General features: G+C 40.0%; 15 protein-coding genes. 2 read left to right on the plus strand and 13 right to left on the minus strand.

All coding sequences use genetic code 11. The features are described 5' to 3' along the window. Positions 1–72: 72 nt before the first annotated feature. Positions 73–1,101, plus strand: a complete 1,029-nt coding sequence (locus T543_RS15100) for a CPBP family intramembrane glutamic endopeptidase (RefSeq protein WP_051638558.1) — start codon at positions 73–75, stop codon at positions 1,099–1,101. Positions 1,102–1,192: 91 nt separating this feature from the next. On the opposite strand, the gene T543_RS05495 is transcribed toward T543_RS15100, so the two are convergent. From T543_RS05495 to T543_RS05550, 12 genes are all read right to left on the minus strand, one after another. Next, positions 1,193–1,444, minus strand: coding sequence for a hypothetical protein (locus tag T543_RS05495; protein ID WP_035766379.1), 252 nt, complete (start codon positions 1,442–1,444; stop codon positions 1,193–1,195). An 18-nt stretch (positions 1,445–1,462) separates the two neighbouring features. Next, entirely contained in the window at positions 1,463–2,983 is a 1,521-nt protein-coding gene (locus tag T543_RS05500; protein WP_035766381.1) for a methyl-accepting chemotaxis protein, read from the minus strand. 179 nt (positions 2,984–3,162) lie between these two features. Further along, positions 3,163–3,690 carry a hypothetical protein gene (locus tag T543_RS05505; protein WP_035766384.1) on the minus strand — a complete coding sequence of 176 codons (528 nt, stop codon included), beginning with the start codon at positions 3,688–3,690 and terminating at the stop codon, positions 3,163–3,165. A gap of 1 nt (position 3,691) precedes the next feature. Further along, entirely contained in the window at positions 3,692–5,290 is a 1,599-nt protein-coding gene (locus tag T543_RS05510) for a helicase HerA-like domain-containing protein (RefSeq protein ID WP_035766386.1), read from the minus strand. A gap of 106 nt (positions 5,291–5,396) precedes the next feature. Beyond that, entirely contained in the window at positions 5,397–6,953 is a 1,557-nt protein-coding gene (locus T543_RS15105; RefSeq protein WP_051638559.1) for a PP2C family protein-serine/threonine phosphatase, read from the minus strand. 25 nt (positions 6,954–6,978) lie between these two features. Beyond that, complete coding sequence (locus T543_RS05520) at positions 6,979–7,848, minus strand: PHP domain-containing protein (RefSeq protein WP_051638560.1); 870 nt, start codon at positions 7,846–7,848, stop codon at positions 6,979–6,981. Between the two features lie 30 nt (positions 7,849–7,878). Continuing rightward, complete coding sequence (locus T543_RS15110; RefSeq protein ID WP_051638561.1) at positions 7,879–9,060, minus strand: anti-sigma factor antagonist; 1,182 nt, start codon at positions 9,058–9,060, stop codon at positions 7,879–7,881. Between the two features lie 164 nt (positions 9,061–9,224). Further along, positions 9,225–9,524: an STAS domain-containing protein gene (locus tag T543_RS05530; protein ID WP_035766388.1), complete on the minus strand. Its 300-nt coding sequence runs from the start codon at positions 9,522–9,524 to the stop codon at positions 9,225–9,227. Between the two features lie 85 nt (positions 9,525–9,609). After that, entirely contained in the window at positions 9,610–10,239 is a 630-nt protein-coding gene (locus tag T543_RS05535; RefSeq protein WP_035766389.1) for a hypothetical protein, read from the minus strand. Between the two features lie 29 nt (positions 10,240–10,268). Continuing rightward, positions 10,269–11,204 (minus strand): ABC transporter permease, encoded by a 936-nt coding sequence (locus tag T543_RS05540; RefSeq protein WP_035766390.1) that lies wholly within the window; start codon positions 11,202–11,204, stop codon positions 10,269–10,271. Beyond that, positions 11,201–12,532 carry an ATP-binding cassette domain-containing protein gene (locus T543_RS05545; RefSeq protein ID WP_242839474.1) on the minus strand — a complete coding sequence of 444 codons (1,332 nt, stop codon included), beginning with the start codon at positions 12,530–12,532 and terminating at the stop codon, positions 11,201–11,203. Before T543_RS05545 ends, T543_RS05540 begins: the two co-directional genes overlap by 4 nt. Positions 12,533–12,751: 219 nt before the next feature. Next, positions 12,752–13,030 carry an HU family DNA-binding protein gene (locus T543_RS05550; RefSeq protein WP_035766392.1) on the minus strand — a complete coding sequence of 93 codons (279 nt, stop codon included), beginning with the start codon at positions 13,028–13,030 and terminating at the stop codon, positions 12,752–12,754. Positions 13,031–13,311: 281 nt separating this feature from the next. Here T543_RS05550 and T543_RS05555 point away from each other — a divergent pair, with 281 nt between their 5' ends. After that, complete coding sequence (locus T543_RS05555) at positions 13,312–14,733, plus strand: amidophosphoribosyltransferase (RefSeq protein WP_035766395.1); 1,422 nt, start codon at positions 13,312–13,314, stop codon at positions 14,731–14,733. A 222-nt stretch (positions 14,734–14,955) separates the two neighbouring features. Here T543_RS05555 and T543_RS05560 read toward each other — a convergent pair whose 3' ends face one another. Then, positions 14,956–16,155 carry an acyltransferase family protein gene (locus tag T543_RS05560; RefSeq protein WP_035766397.1) on the minus strand — a complete coding sequence of 400 codons (1,200 nt, stop codon included), beginning with the start codon at positions 16,153–16,155 and terminating at the stop codon, positions 14,956–14,958. Between the last annotated feature and the right edge of the window lie 57 nt (positions 16,156–16,212).

Below are 16,212 nucleotides of genomic sequence, written 5' to 3' on the forward strand. Positions count from 1 at the left end.
GCTTTTCTTTACACCCTCAAAATATGCTTGTATAATCATCTATATCAATAAATTCAGTATTTTGGAGGCCTTATGACACCTATCACTAAAAAATTTTCACACCTTGGTTTTTCACTTACATTTTATCTGGTGCTTTCAAATGTATTGTCAACTATAGTGCTGTTTATTTTCTTTTTTATATATGCTTTTATTCATTTATTTAATAATCCGCAAATTAATCCTTTTTTACTGGTTTCGCAGGCGCAGGTATTTATAAGGGAAAATATGTTTCTTTCAACCATACTTACCTCCCTGCCGGGTTATTTTATTGCAATTCCATTGACGATACTTTTTCTTAATTCCAGAAAATATCAGGATATTCCCCTTCCCGGTTTTTCATTTGAAACGCCCTATGAAAAAACAATTGGAAGAAAGCTTTCGGTATCTGAATATATTATGTACATACTTTTCCTTATGCCTCTTGGGCTTATCGGAAGCAGCATAGGAGCCGCAATCGCTTCAGTACTTAGCATGATATCCGGCACCAATATCACAGATGCCCTGTCACGCACCATAAGTGAAATGCAGCCCTGGCAGGTACTTATAACAACCTGCATCCTGGCACCGATATTTGAAGAAATACTCTTTAGATATGCGGTAATAGGCTATACAAGGCGCTATGGCGAGTGGAATTCGATTTTTCTCTCAGCTCTTATTTTCGGACTTGTACATGCCAATATTTTTCAGTTCTTCTATGCTTTTATGATCGGTATTTTACTTGGATATGTATACATTCAGACAAGAAATCTGCTATACACGATTTCTATGCATATGATCTTCAATTTCTTCGGAGCATTTGTGCCAGTACTTCTATCACCTGACGGAAGCCTGAACACCGCTACAATCGTCTATACCGCTTTTCAGGCAGTAGTTGCAATAGTAGGTCTTGTGCTTTTGGTATACTACATAATCCGAGGAAACATAGTAAAATTCGACAGTTCAAAGCCGATCCCCGGAATTGGTCACCCGGATGTATACCTAAATCCCGGAATGCTGTGCTTCTTCATGCTGGTACTTCTTCTTACAATCTATACAACAATAATGTCAACATACGGACTGTAGATTAAAACAGATGAAATACACCAAAAAAGCTGTACACCATGTGATACAAATTACTGGTGCACAGCTTTATTTTCATCTAAATCTATCTTAATTAAAGCATCTCTACCGGTTCAGAGGAGAAATCGCCATAACCGTTTTTGTAAAGAGACTGTACAAAGTCGATTGCTCTCTGTCCGGATTCTTCAATAGGTACATTCTGGCTATAGATAAATTCAATCTTATTACCGTTTGCCATAATGAAGTTTACCTGGGTTCCTATGATCTGGCCATCACCAACGTCCATACCCACAACTTCAACATCGGTAACCTCTCTGATTCTTCCTGCAGCAAATAATACCCTCATTAAAGATACCTCCTTATTTTAATTCTCTGCCATAGCTTCCTGCTCGGCAGCCTCATATTGTCTTTCTTCCTCTTCCTCTTCCTCGTTAAGCTGTTTCAGCCTCTGAGCCTGCTCCAAGATACCCTTTAGAGCATCTCTGAAATCATCGAATTTAACAACAGCTTCCTGAGCATTTGAAAGTCCGTCATTTGAAAGTGCGGCAACTTGCTGGCTTGTCGCAGACAGATTGGATATATTATCGTTGATCTCATTTGTAGAACGGGCAATGGTTTCCATGCTTGCTCCGATGTCATCGATCCTGTCGATAAGTCCTGTTACATTAGAATCGATTGTTTCGAAAGCTGCTGCGGTATCTCTGATAACCTGGTTCTGTTCCTCAACTGACTGAACAGTATTATCGATACTCTCCATAGCCTTATTTGCATCTTCTGTAAGTTCAGCAATTATGTTGGTGATCTCATTTGATGCATTATTTGTCTGCTCTGAAAGTCCTCTGATATCATCTGCAACAACTGCAAATCCTTTTCCTGCTTCACCTGCTCTTGCAGCCTCGATTGATGCATTAAGTGCAAGGAGGTTGGTCTGCTTGGATATAGCCATGATCGATCCGAGAATTTTCTGTACATCTTCTACCTTATCAAGAACCGCTCTTGTTGACTCAGCAGTAATATTACTTGCTGTTCTAACGCCTCTTGCCTTATCTCTAAGGACCTCTATAGTTTTAGCAACCTCTGTTACGATTTCCTTGGTATTCTTGGAAGCATCTATCATCTGGGTTCTCTGATCGTCAGCAACCTGGGTCTGCTCTCTGATCTCAGCAACCTTCTGTGCTTCATCTGTTACAGCCTGTGCCGTACTCTCAGTTGATGATGCAATATCTCTCATTCCTGAGCTTGTATCTTCGATAATCTTTTCAAGCTGTTCAATTCCTTCCTGTGCTCCGTCAAACAGATCTGAGATCTCTCCGGCAATCTTACCCATCTCATGGCTCGTTGCCTGCTGTGCCATCGTATGTTCCTTAATAGTGTCGTGGCTCTCTGTATTAAATGCACTAAGAAGATCTCTTGTCTGTAAAGCAGCCATAATTGTAAGTACGACAGCTATTCCCAGCATCAGGGTTTCTGTACCCACATAACCTCTCGGGATGCATATGCGAAAAGCAGTAATAACATACATAATTAGTATTACTGTACTTCCACCAATGATTATTCTCTTATTCATGTAGACAATTCCCGAAACCAGGATAGAAAGTCCAAATGTCACATAGTAAAGCTGACACTCTACAAGCATTAAGATAACAAACAATACTGTAGCGCCAAGCATTATCATCGCTGCGCCTTTTCTTCCTGTTTTGAACTTGAAAAAGCCAACACACATAACGCATATACTTGCTGCACATGCCAAAAGTTCGAATATTCTACCCGAAGTAAAGCCATCTGAAACGCCTTCAAAAAGAAATGCAAGCGCACAGCTGACTACTATGATCAAACATACAACCAGTGCGCGTTGATTAGCTCTGACAAATTGTTCCCTCTTCATGAGTTAATCCTCCTATGAAAAAGCAAAAGAAGCTGTCTACCAATACAATTTAATTTTATCAGAATTGACGTTTTTTAGTTATAAACATTTGCTAAAAAGAATATTGTTTTTATGAACTACCCCTTTTGCCTTGGCACGGGTGCATGGGTTCTCTATATGCGGGAGGTTTTAATAACCCCCTATTGTCTGTTAAAATAATCAATTCCGCTGCATATAAAATAGGTCCTTAGATATCCGTCGGATGAAACAAATGCAATTTCATTTGTTGACTCAAGAAAATAGATCATATCTCCATCTTCCGCTTCAGTTTTGGTAAGGCACATCGGATTATCTATCAACGCATTTGCAGCCTCTAAATATTCTTCCTCTGAGGAGAATCCCATTTCTATTCCATGTTTTTCGAAGTGTCCCATCAATCTGTCCGGATAGCGGAAATTGTAAAAGACATCTTCATGCTCATCTGCATTACTTTCTTCCTGATCAGAGCTATCTTCAACATAAGAAGCACTTTCTTCTTCAGAAGCAAGACTTTCTTCAATAGAAGCGGTATCCTCTTGTGCACTCTCAACTACTTCCGAAGTCTCTATGCTGCTTTCACTATCGCCGCTCCCAAGCTCTCCCAAATGCGGGTAAATGATCATATACAGTGCAGACATAAGTAGCAAAACAATAAGCCCTGTATAATACGTTTTTGGTTTTTTTCTCATATCAAGATTTAAACAGAGTTCCTATAATGCCTCTTCCAAGGCTGGCTCCGATATTTCCTCCAAGTGTTTTTCCGAATTTGCCAAAGCTCTTGCCAAAATTCTTACCTACTTCTCTGCCCACAGTACCTGTTAACGTAGAAGCGACAGACTTTGCAGCGCGCTTTTTAGCAGCAGCTTCTCTTTCTTTTTCTCTCTCTTCTCTTCTGATCTCAGCCTCTGCAGCTCTTTGCTGCGCTTTAAGCTGTGCTGCTTCTTCCTTCTCTTTGGCTTTTCTTAATGCTTCCTCTTCCTTTGCCTTTTCTGCTTCCTTAGCATCTAGTATTCCCTTTCTCTTTAGCATCTCGAAAGCTGAATCGTTATCAACAGCATTGGCATAAACAGAATACATTATAGATGACTTAATTATGTTATCACGCATCGAATCATCTATTCCGCCAATACGGCTCATAGGAGGAAGGACGTAAGCCCTTTCGCAAATGCAGGGAATACCGCCCTCATCAAGACATGATATTACGCCTTCGCCTGTTCCAAGCTCCATTATCGCATCGAATGTGCTAAATGACGGATTCTCCCTGAAGGACTCTGCAGCAGCCTTAACAGCCTTCTGATCAGCAGGAGTATATGCGTGAAGAGCATGCTGTATCTTATTTCCAAGCTGAGCGAGCACTCCATCCGGAATATCCTTGGGATTCTGAGTGATGAAGTAAACGCCTACTCCCTTAGAGCGTATAAGCTTTACAACCTGCTCGATCTTATCTGTCAGTGCTTTTGAAGTATCCTTAAAAAGAAGATGCGCTTCATCAAAGAAAAATACCATCTTGGGCTTTTCTAAGTCTCCAACCTCCGGGAGATTCTCAAACAGCTCAGAAAGCATCCATAAAAGGAATGTGGAATACAGTATTCCATTTCCGATAAGCCCCTGCGCATCCAGAATATTTATCATCCCTCTTCCGTCTGTATCTGTCTTGAAAAAGTCAGTTATGTTAAGTGCAGGCTCGCCAAAGAATATGTCACCTCCCTGTGTTTCAAGGGATACAACACTTCTAAGTATGGCACTTATTGACTGAGGACTCATTTTGCCATATTCCTCGGCATAGTCCTTGTTGTTATTTGACAGTTCATTTAAAAGTGCCTTTAAGTCCTTGGTATCAAATAAAAACCATCCATTCTCATCTGCTATTCTGAATGCTATTGTAAGAATATCGCTCTGAAGATCATTGAGCCCAAGAATACGTGAAAGAAGAATCGGTCCCATCTCAGAGACAGTAGTCCTAAGCTGTATGCCGTTCTTTCCGTACAGATCCCAGAATGTAGCGGGGAACTTTTTATAAGAAAATCCCTCATCTGACAGACCAAACTTCTCGATTCTCTCTTCCATTCCGGAGCCTTCGCATACCATTCCCGCAAGGTCTCCCTTAACGTCAGCAAGGAATACCGGAACTCCCATTTCACTAAAAGACTCAGCAAGAACTTTAAGTGTTACAGTCTTACCTGATCCTGTCGCACCTGCAATAAGACCGTGTCTGTTCGCCATTTTCGGCAAAAGAAACAATTCCTTTTCATCTGCCTTTGCTATAAGTATCTTCCCGTTTTTTACCATTTCATACCCTCCATGGTCCTAAGGGAGTACCGCTTGCGGTGGATTCCTTAGGACGGTCTAATGTTTTCATAACTTGCTTTACACTACCCAGCTTAGCCCTTCGAAGTTATTTGTTTTCTAATGAGCTATCTGTTCCAAAATATTTAAGACACAGCATCGTGATATCATCAAACTGAGGAGCTTCCCCAACAAATTCTGATATCTTATCTCTAAGATGAGTATCAATTGCTTTTAGCTCTTCATCAGCTTTTTCATTAAGCGTGCTCAGCATTCTGTCTATGCCAAACATCTCTTTTTCCTCATTGGTAGCCTCCGCTACGCCGTCTGTGTATATAAACAGCATATCTCCGGGATTAAGTACCGTACTGCCGGTGAAAAACTTAAGTCCCTCAAATGTTGCAAGCGGCGGAGAATGCTTTTCCTTAATAATTTCAAATGACTCTCCTGCGCGCCTTACAGCCGGATACTCATGTCCCGCATTTGCGTATCTGAGTTCGCCCGTGGAGATCGTAAGGATTCCAATCCAGGTCGTAACAAACAGTTCCACTTTATTGTTCTCGCAGAGCTGCTCATTGGTCTTAGTAAGGATTCTTCCGGGATCATGACTCTTGGAATACATAGTCTGATTTTTCAAAAGAGCCTTGGTGATCATCATAAAAAGTGCCGCAGGAATGCCTTTTCCGGAAACATCAGCAATTACCAGCCCCAGATGATCCTCATCAATCATGAAAAAGTCATAGAAGTCTCCACCTACTTCTCTTGCAGGTGTCATTGATGCATACAGATCAAATTCATCCCTCTCAGGAAAAGGCGGGAATATTCTTGGAAGAACATTCTCCTGGATTCTGGCAGCAAGGTCAAGCTCTCTGTCTGCAACAGCTTTTTCCCTACCCTGAGAAACATTAAGGACACAGTAAATAAGCAGGATATCAAGCATAATAATAAGCGCGCCGAGTGAAAGGCCATAAACAAGAGCTGTTAGTATTCCGACCAAAAACGGTGCAAATGCATAAACATAAAAGACTATAAGCTGATACCTTTCCAGACGTTTTCGCTCATAGGTGACGATCACCAGCGACGATATAATAGTGAAAAACGCATATACCATTGAAAATATATATTTCGGATTTCTATGATATATTCCATCAGGCCCAACCACAAAGTAAAAGCCTGTAAAGAGATTGATCACGCAAAACAGTATAGATATGATAAGTCCGATCTGAACAACGTAAGTAAATCTGGTAACGATCTTATCAGAAAGTCCAAGATAGGAAGTCGTATAAAGCCAGAACAGACATGCCTCAACAGGCGCACAGATATAATAGACTGTATTATCAAGAATATTCAGCCATCTGAGAGCAGGAATTCCGTCCACAAGCCATGCTATGGAATCAGAAAAAAGCCCTATAAAAGCTACATTAATGAGAAGCAGAAGAAACTTTAAGTTTTTCCCGCTTTTTTGCACATCAACGATGCAGCTGTTATACAGGACAAATGCCATAAGCATTCCTGCAATATCAGCTGAAATATTTATAATATAAACATGTTTCAGCTCATCAAGGCCTCTTTTCATTAGTGCATATACTATTGCCGATATAAGCACCATGAACATAATACTGACAAAGACAACTTTTTTCTTTCTTCGTTTGCTTACAAAACCCATTACAACAAAACTCCATTTTCACCTTTTATTTCCCCTCATATTTGTGAACATCCTCAACAAATTTAAGAAGGTTTTCCGGATATTCCATATCCGGCTCAAGGTTATTATCCCCAAGTATTACCAGCTTATTAGATCCGTGATAGTCACTGCCTGCAGTAACATACAGGTCATATTTCTTTGCAAAATCAAGCATTTCATTGATCATCTTAAATGAAAAGCCTGAATAATAAGCTTCTACACCCTTTATTCCAAAAGAAGTAAGCTTATCAAGTCTCTTTCTCATCTCCTCGCCCTGCATCAGCTGTCCTCCGTCGCCATAGATAGGGTGAGCCAGAACCGGTATTCCACCGGAATCAAGAATTGCCTCTATCGCCTCTTTGGGTCTTACATAGCAATTTGCAAATTTTTTCTTATTAAGATAATTTTCTATTGCTTCTTCCTTGCTATTAACATACCCGTATTTAACCATTAGCTTTCCAATATGGGGCTTTCCGGGATTGTAATTGCTAAGAAGGTCATCTATATCTTCCTTTGAAAAGGTAAAACCAAAGCTGTCCTTTAAAAATTCAAGTCTCTGATTTACCTTGTAAAGTCTAAGTGAATGTGTCTTTTCAACCAGATCATTTATTGCTTTTCCGTCGGGTCTGTAACCATAGCCCAGGATATGATATTTGCCATCCTCATCCCTGCAGGATATCTCTGTACCCGAAATAAAGCGCGGAGAATCCGCCTTTAATAAGGGCGGGATTAGCTCCGCAGCTTTAATTGCATCATGATCGGTAATGGAAAACAGACCAATTCCCTCTTTCTTTACTTTTTCAAGTATTTCAGCGGGTGTATCTGTTCCATCAGACACAGTAGAATGCATGTGTAAATCTATTTTTATATTTTCCATTAAATAGTTCCTTAAATTAGTATGTCAGACTTAGAAAAGAAGTGTATCTGTTTCATCGAGCTTCTCAAGAAGATGCTTCTTCCACAGCTCTATCTCAGCCTTCTTTTCCTCTGTTTCAAGACCATGTCTTCTTATTGATCTTCTGATCATTCGTGTGTAGCCGATAACTTTTGATTTATTTATAACTTCTTCTACTCTTGCCTCATCATCAGTCTCAAGATAGGCTTTTACAGTATCATGGAAAAACTTACCGGCAACTTCATATGAAAAGCCAAAGAAATTATCCACTATAGTCTGGTCATATTCACCATATCCAACAAAAGAATTGAACATGGATGCAATTTCAAAAATAGGATTTCCCACAGCCAGAGTATCCATATCGATAAGTATAACTTCACCGTTTTGGAGTTCTACGTTATTTGTGTGATAATCTCCATGAAGCATGTGATCATCCGAAGGAACTTCATCAACAAGCTTCATCAGCTTATTGTGATACTCTTCGGGAATGTAATCCTTTACAAAGTTGCACCAGTTATTTACCGTCTCCTTGATATCGGGAAGCTTTCCCTGCGGCACCTGCGTAGAATGAATTGTTTTTAGCATTTTAACAAATTCCTGAACGCACCAATCGTACTTTTCCGGCTCCTTTGCAAGTATTTTTGAAAAAGAACTGGCATTTAGAAGTTCAAAAACAGAGCCGTAGCTTTCGCCGACTCTCACGACATCATAAGAAATAGCTGTAGGTATTCCAAGTACAAGGGCAAGTCTTGCAACTTCCCTCTCATGCTGAATATCATCCAGGGCATCGGCATTGTTATACACTTTTACAACATTGTCCTTGTCAATCCTGTATAGCGTACCATTAGCTCCTTTTCCTATGACATCACAACCTTCGATACTTACTACTCTATAGGCTTTTTCTACAGTCATCATCTGATTAAAGCCTGTCATATCAAATATCTCGTATACCTCAGGACTTACATTGATAACTTTAAGAGTAGGATTCTGTTTTCTTAAATGCAAAAGAACACGAAGTCCCGCACTGGAAATATACTCCAGCTTTGCTGCATCGATCACTATAGAAAGATCATTACTGTCTTTCGTGGCAGCTATACTTTCTTCTTCCAGTTTTGGAGCATTAGTAGAATCAATTCTTCCATCCAAATGCATCCAAAGCTCATTATCTTTTCTTTCAATGCTTAGTTCATTCATCAGATAAACCCCCTCATGCCGGTTTATTAAATTAAAACATAATGTTGTCTGGACACAATGAGGCACAGCAACATAACCGGAGGGATTATTGACAAAAACAATCTTTTAGCTGTCCCTTGTCAAAATTACCCCTCTGGTTTAAAAAACTCTTTTCAATATAACTTTTATTCAATTGTGAGAATATCAGCGAATCCTGTTACGTCAAAGATTTCGTTAACCTCATCAGAAACATTTTTAACAACCATGCTGCCCTGCTTATTCATTGTTTTCTGAGCAGATAAAAGAACACGAAGACCTGCACTGGAAATATACTCAAGCTTTGCAAGATCAAATACAAGTGCCTCTACACCTTCAAATGATGCTTTGAGTTCCTCTTCAAGCATCGGCGCTGTAGTTGTATCAAGTCGTCCCTCAAGACCTACCGTAAGGTTTTTTCCATTAGCATCCTTTGAAATATTAAGCATAATTTACCCTCCTAAGATTATTATTTAATATATGCTTTATTAGAATATTATTTCACAAAATTACAATTAAATAAATACAAATAAATTACTTCTTTTTGTAAACTATAGTCATTTCTACTCTGTCACCGGTAATGAATACCTTAATATCGTCAGCAAGGTTGGCAACTATAGACTTTTCAAGTTCATCCCAGGCTTCCTTGGCAGCATCTTCATCCTCTCTCATATCTTCGATGCTCTCTCTGTACTGTTCAAGAGACCATGTCGTAGGATAAGTTGCCATCTGCTCAGCTCCGCATACGCCGAGAGCTCCGAACATTATGGCGCCACAGCCATACTCAGCTTCAACCTTTCCAACTTCATCAATTGAAAGAAGTCCGTTCTGGATAACATCCCAGATTTTGCCCATAAAGCCCTTTGCAGCATCATTCTTTTTCTTTGAAGAAAGATCGATAAACTGCTGCTTCTTGTCATAATCGATATAAGTATCGGCTGCAAGATGGACTTCGCAGCCATCCTCTATTGTTTCGAGCCAGAATTCAGCCTCGAAATCAACGCTGACTGCGCTGATCATTCCCAAAGTTTCTTCCGAAATAAGTCTGAGTCTTCTGGCCTGTTTGTCATTAAATCCGTTATACTGAGCAAACTTTACGGTTTCTTTTAAAGCGTCTTCTCTTCCCTTCCCGTCAGAAAAAACTTTTATCACGTCTGTCTTCATTAAAATCCTCCTTTATAAGAAAATATATATCATCGCTTGTCCTTATCGATAAAGCTAAGCGATATTACCGCAATAAGTGCATATAAAAATGCAAAAAACAATAGATACTCCCAGCTTCTTAAAACATTCTCCTTAGAAAACTCGTAATTATCATTTTGATTGTTCTTTGCTGTTTCATACAGGATAGTTTCTCTGTATCCCTGCTCTTCAATGTAGATCAGCGCTTCCTTAAGAGGCTTTTCACCTTCGACTTCTATATTTTTCATCTTGACCGCATTGTTCCATATAGAAACCATCGGTAGATCGTTATATTCACCCTGACTGCACATTGCCGTAAGTCCCCATTTTGCGATAGTCACATTGGTCAAAAACTCACATGAGGGTGGCAAAGTAAAAATCCCTCCTGAAAAAACAAGCTGTATTATCAAAAGGAATGGCATTACAGTCATAGCCGCTGTAGTGGTTTTGGCTATAGACGAAACCATAAGCGCAAGCATATCCGCGCAATACGTAGTAAGAAACAGTGATATTCCCAGATCCACGTAAATACTTTTTGTAAACAGTGTCCTTGCAGGAAATGCCATTCTCGAAAGATGGCATACATAAAGGGTTATCACGGTCTGGCATATGCACAAAAAAGCCTGATATATCATGTGCGCCGCAATATATGAGCTTATATACATTCCTGATCTGTGCTCTCTTTTGATGATTGCTCTCTCCCTGCACACTACCTGGATCGAATTAAAAAATCCATTCCAGATACAGATACAGGCCAGGGCAAATGACCCCATCAGAGTTCCTTCCATCGTCTTAAACAGGTTCGATCCTACTACCATAGAAACAAGTCCTGCTATAAGAGCAGCCATGGGCATTACCTTCCAGTCATTCTGATAGACAAACATCCTGAAAAACTTGCCCAGATATATAAATGTCTGTTTTATTCGTCCACTGTGTTTTCTTTTCATGCAAGAAGCGCCTTTCCTTTAATAAGTCCGGCGTATTTTTCAATGTACTCGTCGGCTCTGCCTTCGCCACCTGCATCTTTTGGATTGATCTTAACAACGATCTCTTCCATGGAAGTTGCCTCAAAGTACTTATATGCCTCATCAACAGGTCCGTAAAAAGCAAGTCTCCCGGTTCTGCTTCTGTCTTTTGATAAAACGATGACATCATCAAACAGATCAGCTACTCTATCCGGAGTATGTGTTATCACAATTACAATCTTGCCTTCATTGGCAATTGCTCGAAGCTTCTCAAACAGTGACCTGGCAACAGCACCGTCAAGTCCCGAGTCAGGCTCATCCAGAATAAAAAGTGTGGGATCGGATATAAAATCCATGGCTATTGAGAGCCTTCTCCTCTGACCACCGGACATTTTTTCAACCAATGTATTTTTTGATGGTGTAAGTCCGAAGTCATCGAGCACCTCAGATACTCGTTTTCTCTTATCCTTCGCTGACATTGAGGACGGAAGCCTTATAGATGCTGCATCCATAAGCGTTCTTATCACGGTATCATTTCCTCTTATAAGATCCTGCTGAGGAACAAAACCGATGTCATATTTTAATTTGCTGTAATCATTATAAACATCGCTTCCATCAAGAAGTATCTGTGCATCAGCCTGCTCATAACCTGTTACGGCATTGAGGAAATTGGTTTTTCCCGCACCTGATCCTCCAAGCAATAGCACCATGTGGCCCTTTGGTATATTTAAATGTATATCCTGTAAAATGTATTTCTTTTTAAAGTTTCTGATAATAGTTCTTTCTTTGATATTGACAGTAAGGCCTTCATTCAGAGCATCCACGTTTACGCCGGATACAGCAACACTTTTGCCTTCATCGTCTTCATCCCGCATGATCTTCTTATTAGGAACAAACTTGGAATTAAGGCCCCAAAACATAAGAGTAAGACCTTCAATAAAGATAAATGGAAATATCCAGGTCTTTTTCTTTCCAAAAACCTGGCACAAACCATTGAAGATTCTAATCGAATAAATAAACGATGCAAAACTGGCAGCTATAAAAAACAAAAGGATCATTGCTGTTTCACGCATACCCAGTTTTCCCGGACTAAGGATCACACGTATAGCTGCAGAAAGCACTACAAACAGACAATAGGTACGCCCCTCTTCTTCTTTTCCGGCACACACTCCAAGCTTGTACTCTCTGATAAATGGTACAAGTGCCCATAGTCTGCCAACACCACATTTTTCAAAAATCAGAATATAGCCTATTGTTAAAGTAACAAATTTCACATCATACAGTATTTCCAAGGCCATCTGCATCGTCATTTCTTTTTTCGCCCCTCAAAGAAAACAAACTATCGCAAAATCATATATACTATTTCTATTATAATGTCTGCAACCTCAAATAGCCTACAAAAAAACACAAAAAGTTCTGAAAAATTTATAAATTGTTTTTTCTTGAATAGGAATTTCGGAGAAATTTCCTATTCAAGAAAAAAGGCAGGTGGCTAAGCCACCTGCCTTTTTTTGAAATATAATGCAAAATTATTTCTTATTAACAAGATCCTTAAGAGCCTTACCAGCTTTGAACTTAGGAGCGATTGATGCAGGAATCTTGATTGTTTCGCCAGTCTGAGGGTTCTTACCGGTTCTAGCTGCTCTCTTAGATGTCTCGAATGTACCGAAACCAACGAGCTGAACCTTATCCTTCTTCTTGAGCTGCTTTGAAACAACATCAACGAAAGCCTTTACAGCCTTCTCAGAATCCTTCTTAGAAAGACCTGTCTCCTTTGCAATTGCTTCTACTAATTCTGTCTTGTTCATGTTTTTTTCCTCCAAATATAAGAAAATTTAATTACATCAATTATGTTAGCATCACAAGTGCCGAAAAACAAGCCTTTTTTTCAAAAAAAAGCCGATTTTATAAGGATTTTTCTGCATTTTCCGACACCTTAATAAAAAAAGAAGCCATTTTACAATTTTTAGGTTGCATAATGCTTTTTCATTCTGCTATGTTATTATAGTTGTTGTACATTTTAATTCTCAATTTCCGGCATCTATTATTTTAGAAATCGGAAAAAAACGGGTATTATCAGGAGGTTTCCATGGGAGGATTTTTCGGAGTAGCTTCGCGTGAAAGCGCAGTTTTTGATTTGTTCTATGGCACAGACTACCATTCTCATTTGGGTACAAGGCGCGCAGGTCTTGCAGTCTATGACAAGAAGAAAGGGTTCGACCGCTCCATTCACAATATCGAGCGTTCATATTTCAGACCCAAGTTTGAAGACGACATGCTTAGGATGGAAGGGCATCTTGGAATCGGATGTATCTCTGATTTTGAGCCTCAGCCACTTATTGTACGTTCTCATCACGGCACTTATGCCATCACCACTGTTGGTAAGATAAACAACGTGGACGAAATAACCAACAAGCTTTTTGCCGACAATCGCTCTCACTTTCTCGAGATGAGCGGCGGCGACATCAATCCTACCGAGCTTGTTGCATCTATTATCAACCAAAAAGTAACTATCGTTGAAGGAATCCGCTACGCACAAGAAATTATAAAAGGTTCACTTACACTTCTTCTTATGACACCGGAGGGTATTTATGCAGCCAGAGATAAATACGGAAGAACTCCTGTTGAGATCGGTCATAAGGACGACGGCTTCTGCGTTGCATTTGAGAGTTTTTCATTCCTTAATCTGGGGTATGATCCCTATATGGAGCTTGGCCCCGGAGAGATAGCTTTTATCACACCTGAGGGAGTGGAAATAGTTGCTCCTGCATTTGAAGAGATGAGGATATGCACATTCCTGTGGATATATTACGGTTTCCCTGCTTCCTGCTATGAAGGACTCAACGTAGAGGATGTAAGATACGGTTGCGGCAGAAAGCTCGCCCAACGCGATATGGCAAGAGGACTTCATCCCGATATTGTAGCAGGCGTTCCCGATTCAGGTGTTGCGCATGCTATCGGATATTCAAACGCATCAGGAATTCCTTATTCCAGACCTTTTGTAAAATATACTCCCACATGGCCCAGATCATTCATGCCTACAGTACAGGCAAGACGTGACCTTATCGCCAAGATGAAGCTTATTCCGATCAATCAGCTCATAAAGAATAAGAGCCTCCTTCTTATAGATGATTCAATTGTAAGAGGAACTCAGCTGCGCGAAACAACAGAATTCTTATATAAGAGCGGTGCAAAGGAAGTTCATATAAGGCCTGCCTGCCCTCCGCTTCTGTACGGCTGTAAATACTTAAACTTCTCTCGTTCAAACTCTGAGATGGAGCTTATAACAAGAAGAGTTATAGAGAAGCTTGAAGGCTATCCTTCACCAAATGAAGAGACAGTCAGAAAATATACAGATCCCGATTCACCTCAGTATGAAGCTATGCTTGAAGAGATAAGAAAAGAACTCAACTTCACTTCTCTTCACTTCCATCGTCTTGATGACATGGTTGAGGCTATACCAATCGAATCATGCAAGCTCTGCACATACTGCTGGAGCGGAAAAGAGTGATATAGTAAACTTCCCGCATACTGCGAGGCCATGCGGGAAGTTTCACTACTAAGAAAAAACCACCGGTTAGAAGCCGGTGGCATTTTTATTTAATAGATTCCTTTCCTATTAAATAAAAATGCTCCGCGAGGATGCGCACTCGCGCGAAAGGAATATGTTGCATTCTGCAACCGCGCTCGGCGCGAGAATGTCGCGAGCGACATTCTTTTCTTATTCTTTGATTCAGGAAGCTTTCTGTGCATTCTTGTCTGAGGCATTTTTCTTGTTTTTTCCAACTCCTAAGATAAGAGCATGGAGCTTCTTTAAAAGTACTGCAGAAGGAACACCAAGTGCAAATACTACAAGAACATACAGGAACACGTTCTTTATAGTAAAGGGTGAAGGAACTCCTCCGTCAAAGGTGTGATCACACAGTTCAACAAACAATCCGTGTATCAGATAGAATTCAAGAGTAATCGTTCCCATGAATTTAAGGAACTTATTTCCTATCTTAACCTTCATTCCGGGAAGGAGACATACAAGTACAAAGTCTGTGCTTACAAGCATCTGGCTGATAAGTGTAAGTCTTCTTCTCATAACCTTATCGGGTGCAAAGAAATTTTCTCCGTAATATGAGAAGAAGTCCTGTGCAAATACAGAATATCTGTAAAGCGGATAAAGTAGCGCTACAGATGCAATAAGATATATGTAGTAGTGCTTCTGAATATGCGGTATTATCTTATGTTCATACTTTGCAAAAAGGATACCTATCGGGAAGAGATGAACACAGTTCCACCACCACTCACCGCGAATAAGATATGAATTGTGGTCTATGCTTGTTCCAAGAAGCATATAAGCTGCCACAAAGCCAAATACAGCCGTCACAGCAAAGGAATCCTTTTTAATGAATTTAAATGCAAGATAGAAAGCCAGATAGAAAAACGGAAGCACAATGACATACCAGGTATTGGGATTACAGAGTTTGATGCTGGTAAGATATAAAAGCGCACCCTGAAGATCCATCTTTTCACCAACAAGGAGCCTTACTATAAAGAAGATGACTGTGGTTGTATAAAGAGATAAAACCACAGGAAGTATTCTCTTTTTTACAAAGCCTTTCAGATAGTTCTGTTTGGTATGGAAGCTCTTGTAAGCACCATATCCGTTGAAAAAAAGGAAAAATGAAACAAAAAGATAGCCGATAGGAACGAACAGATCAAGACCGTGTACTATGCGCGTCTTAGGAAAAAGCCATGATGCGCAGGTCTTCTGACCTATGTGATGAAGCATTATGCACAGGGCAAGGAATCCCTGAAATGCTTTTACCTGTTCCAGAGAAAAGGCATCATTAAACTCGCCCTTTCCTGCAAGCTTTGCTTTTGCAAGCAAAATGATCGGTAGTATTACATACACCGAGTAGATAAGAATTTGTTGTTTACCCATAAACTTTTTTACCTCCAAATATTTAGTAACCCCATATAATCATCTCACTTTGGAGGC

It is taken from the genome of Butyrivibrio sp. NC2002, assembly GCF_000702265.1.
Lineage (GTDB): Bacteria > Bacillota > Clostridia > Lachnospirales > Lachnospiraceae > Butyrivibrio.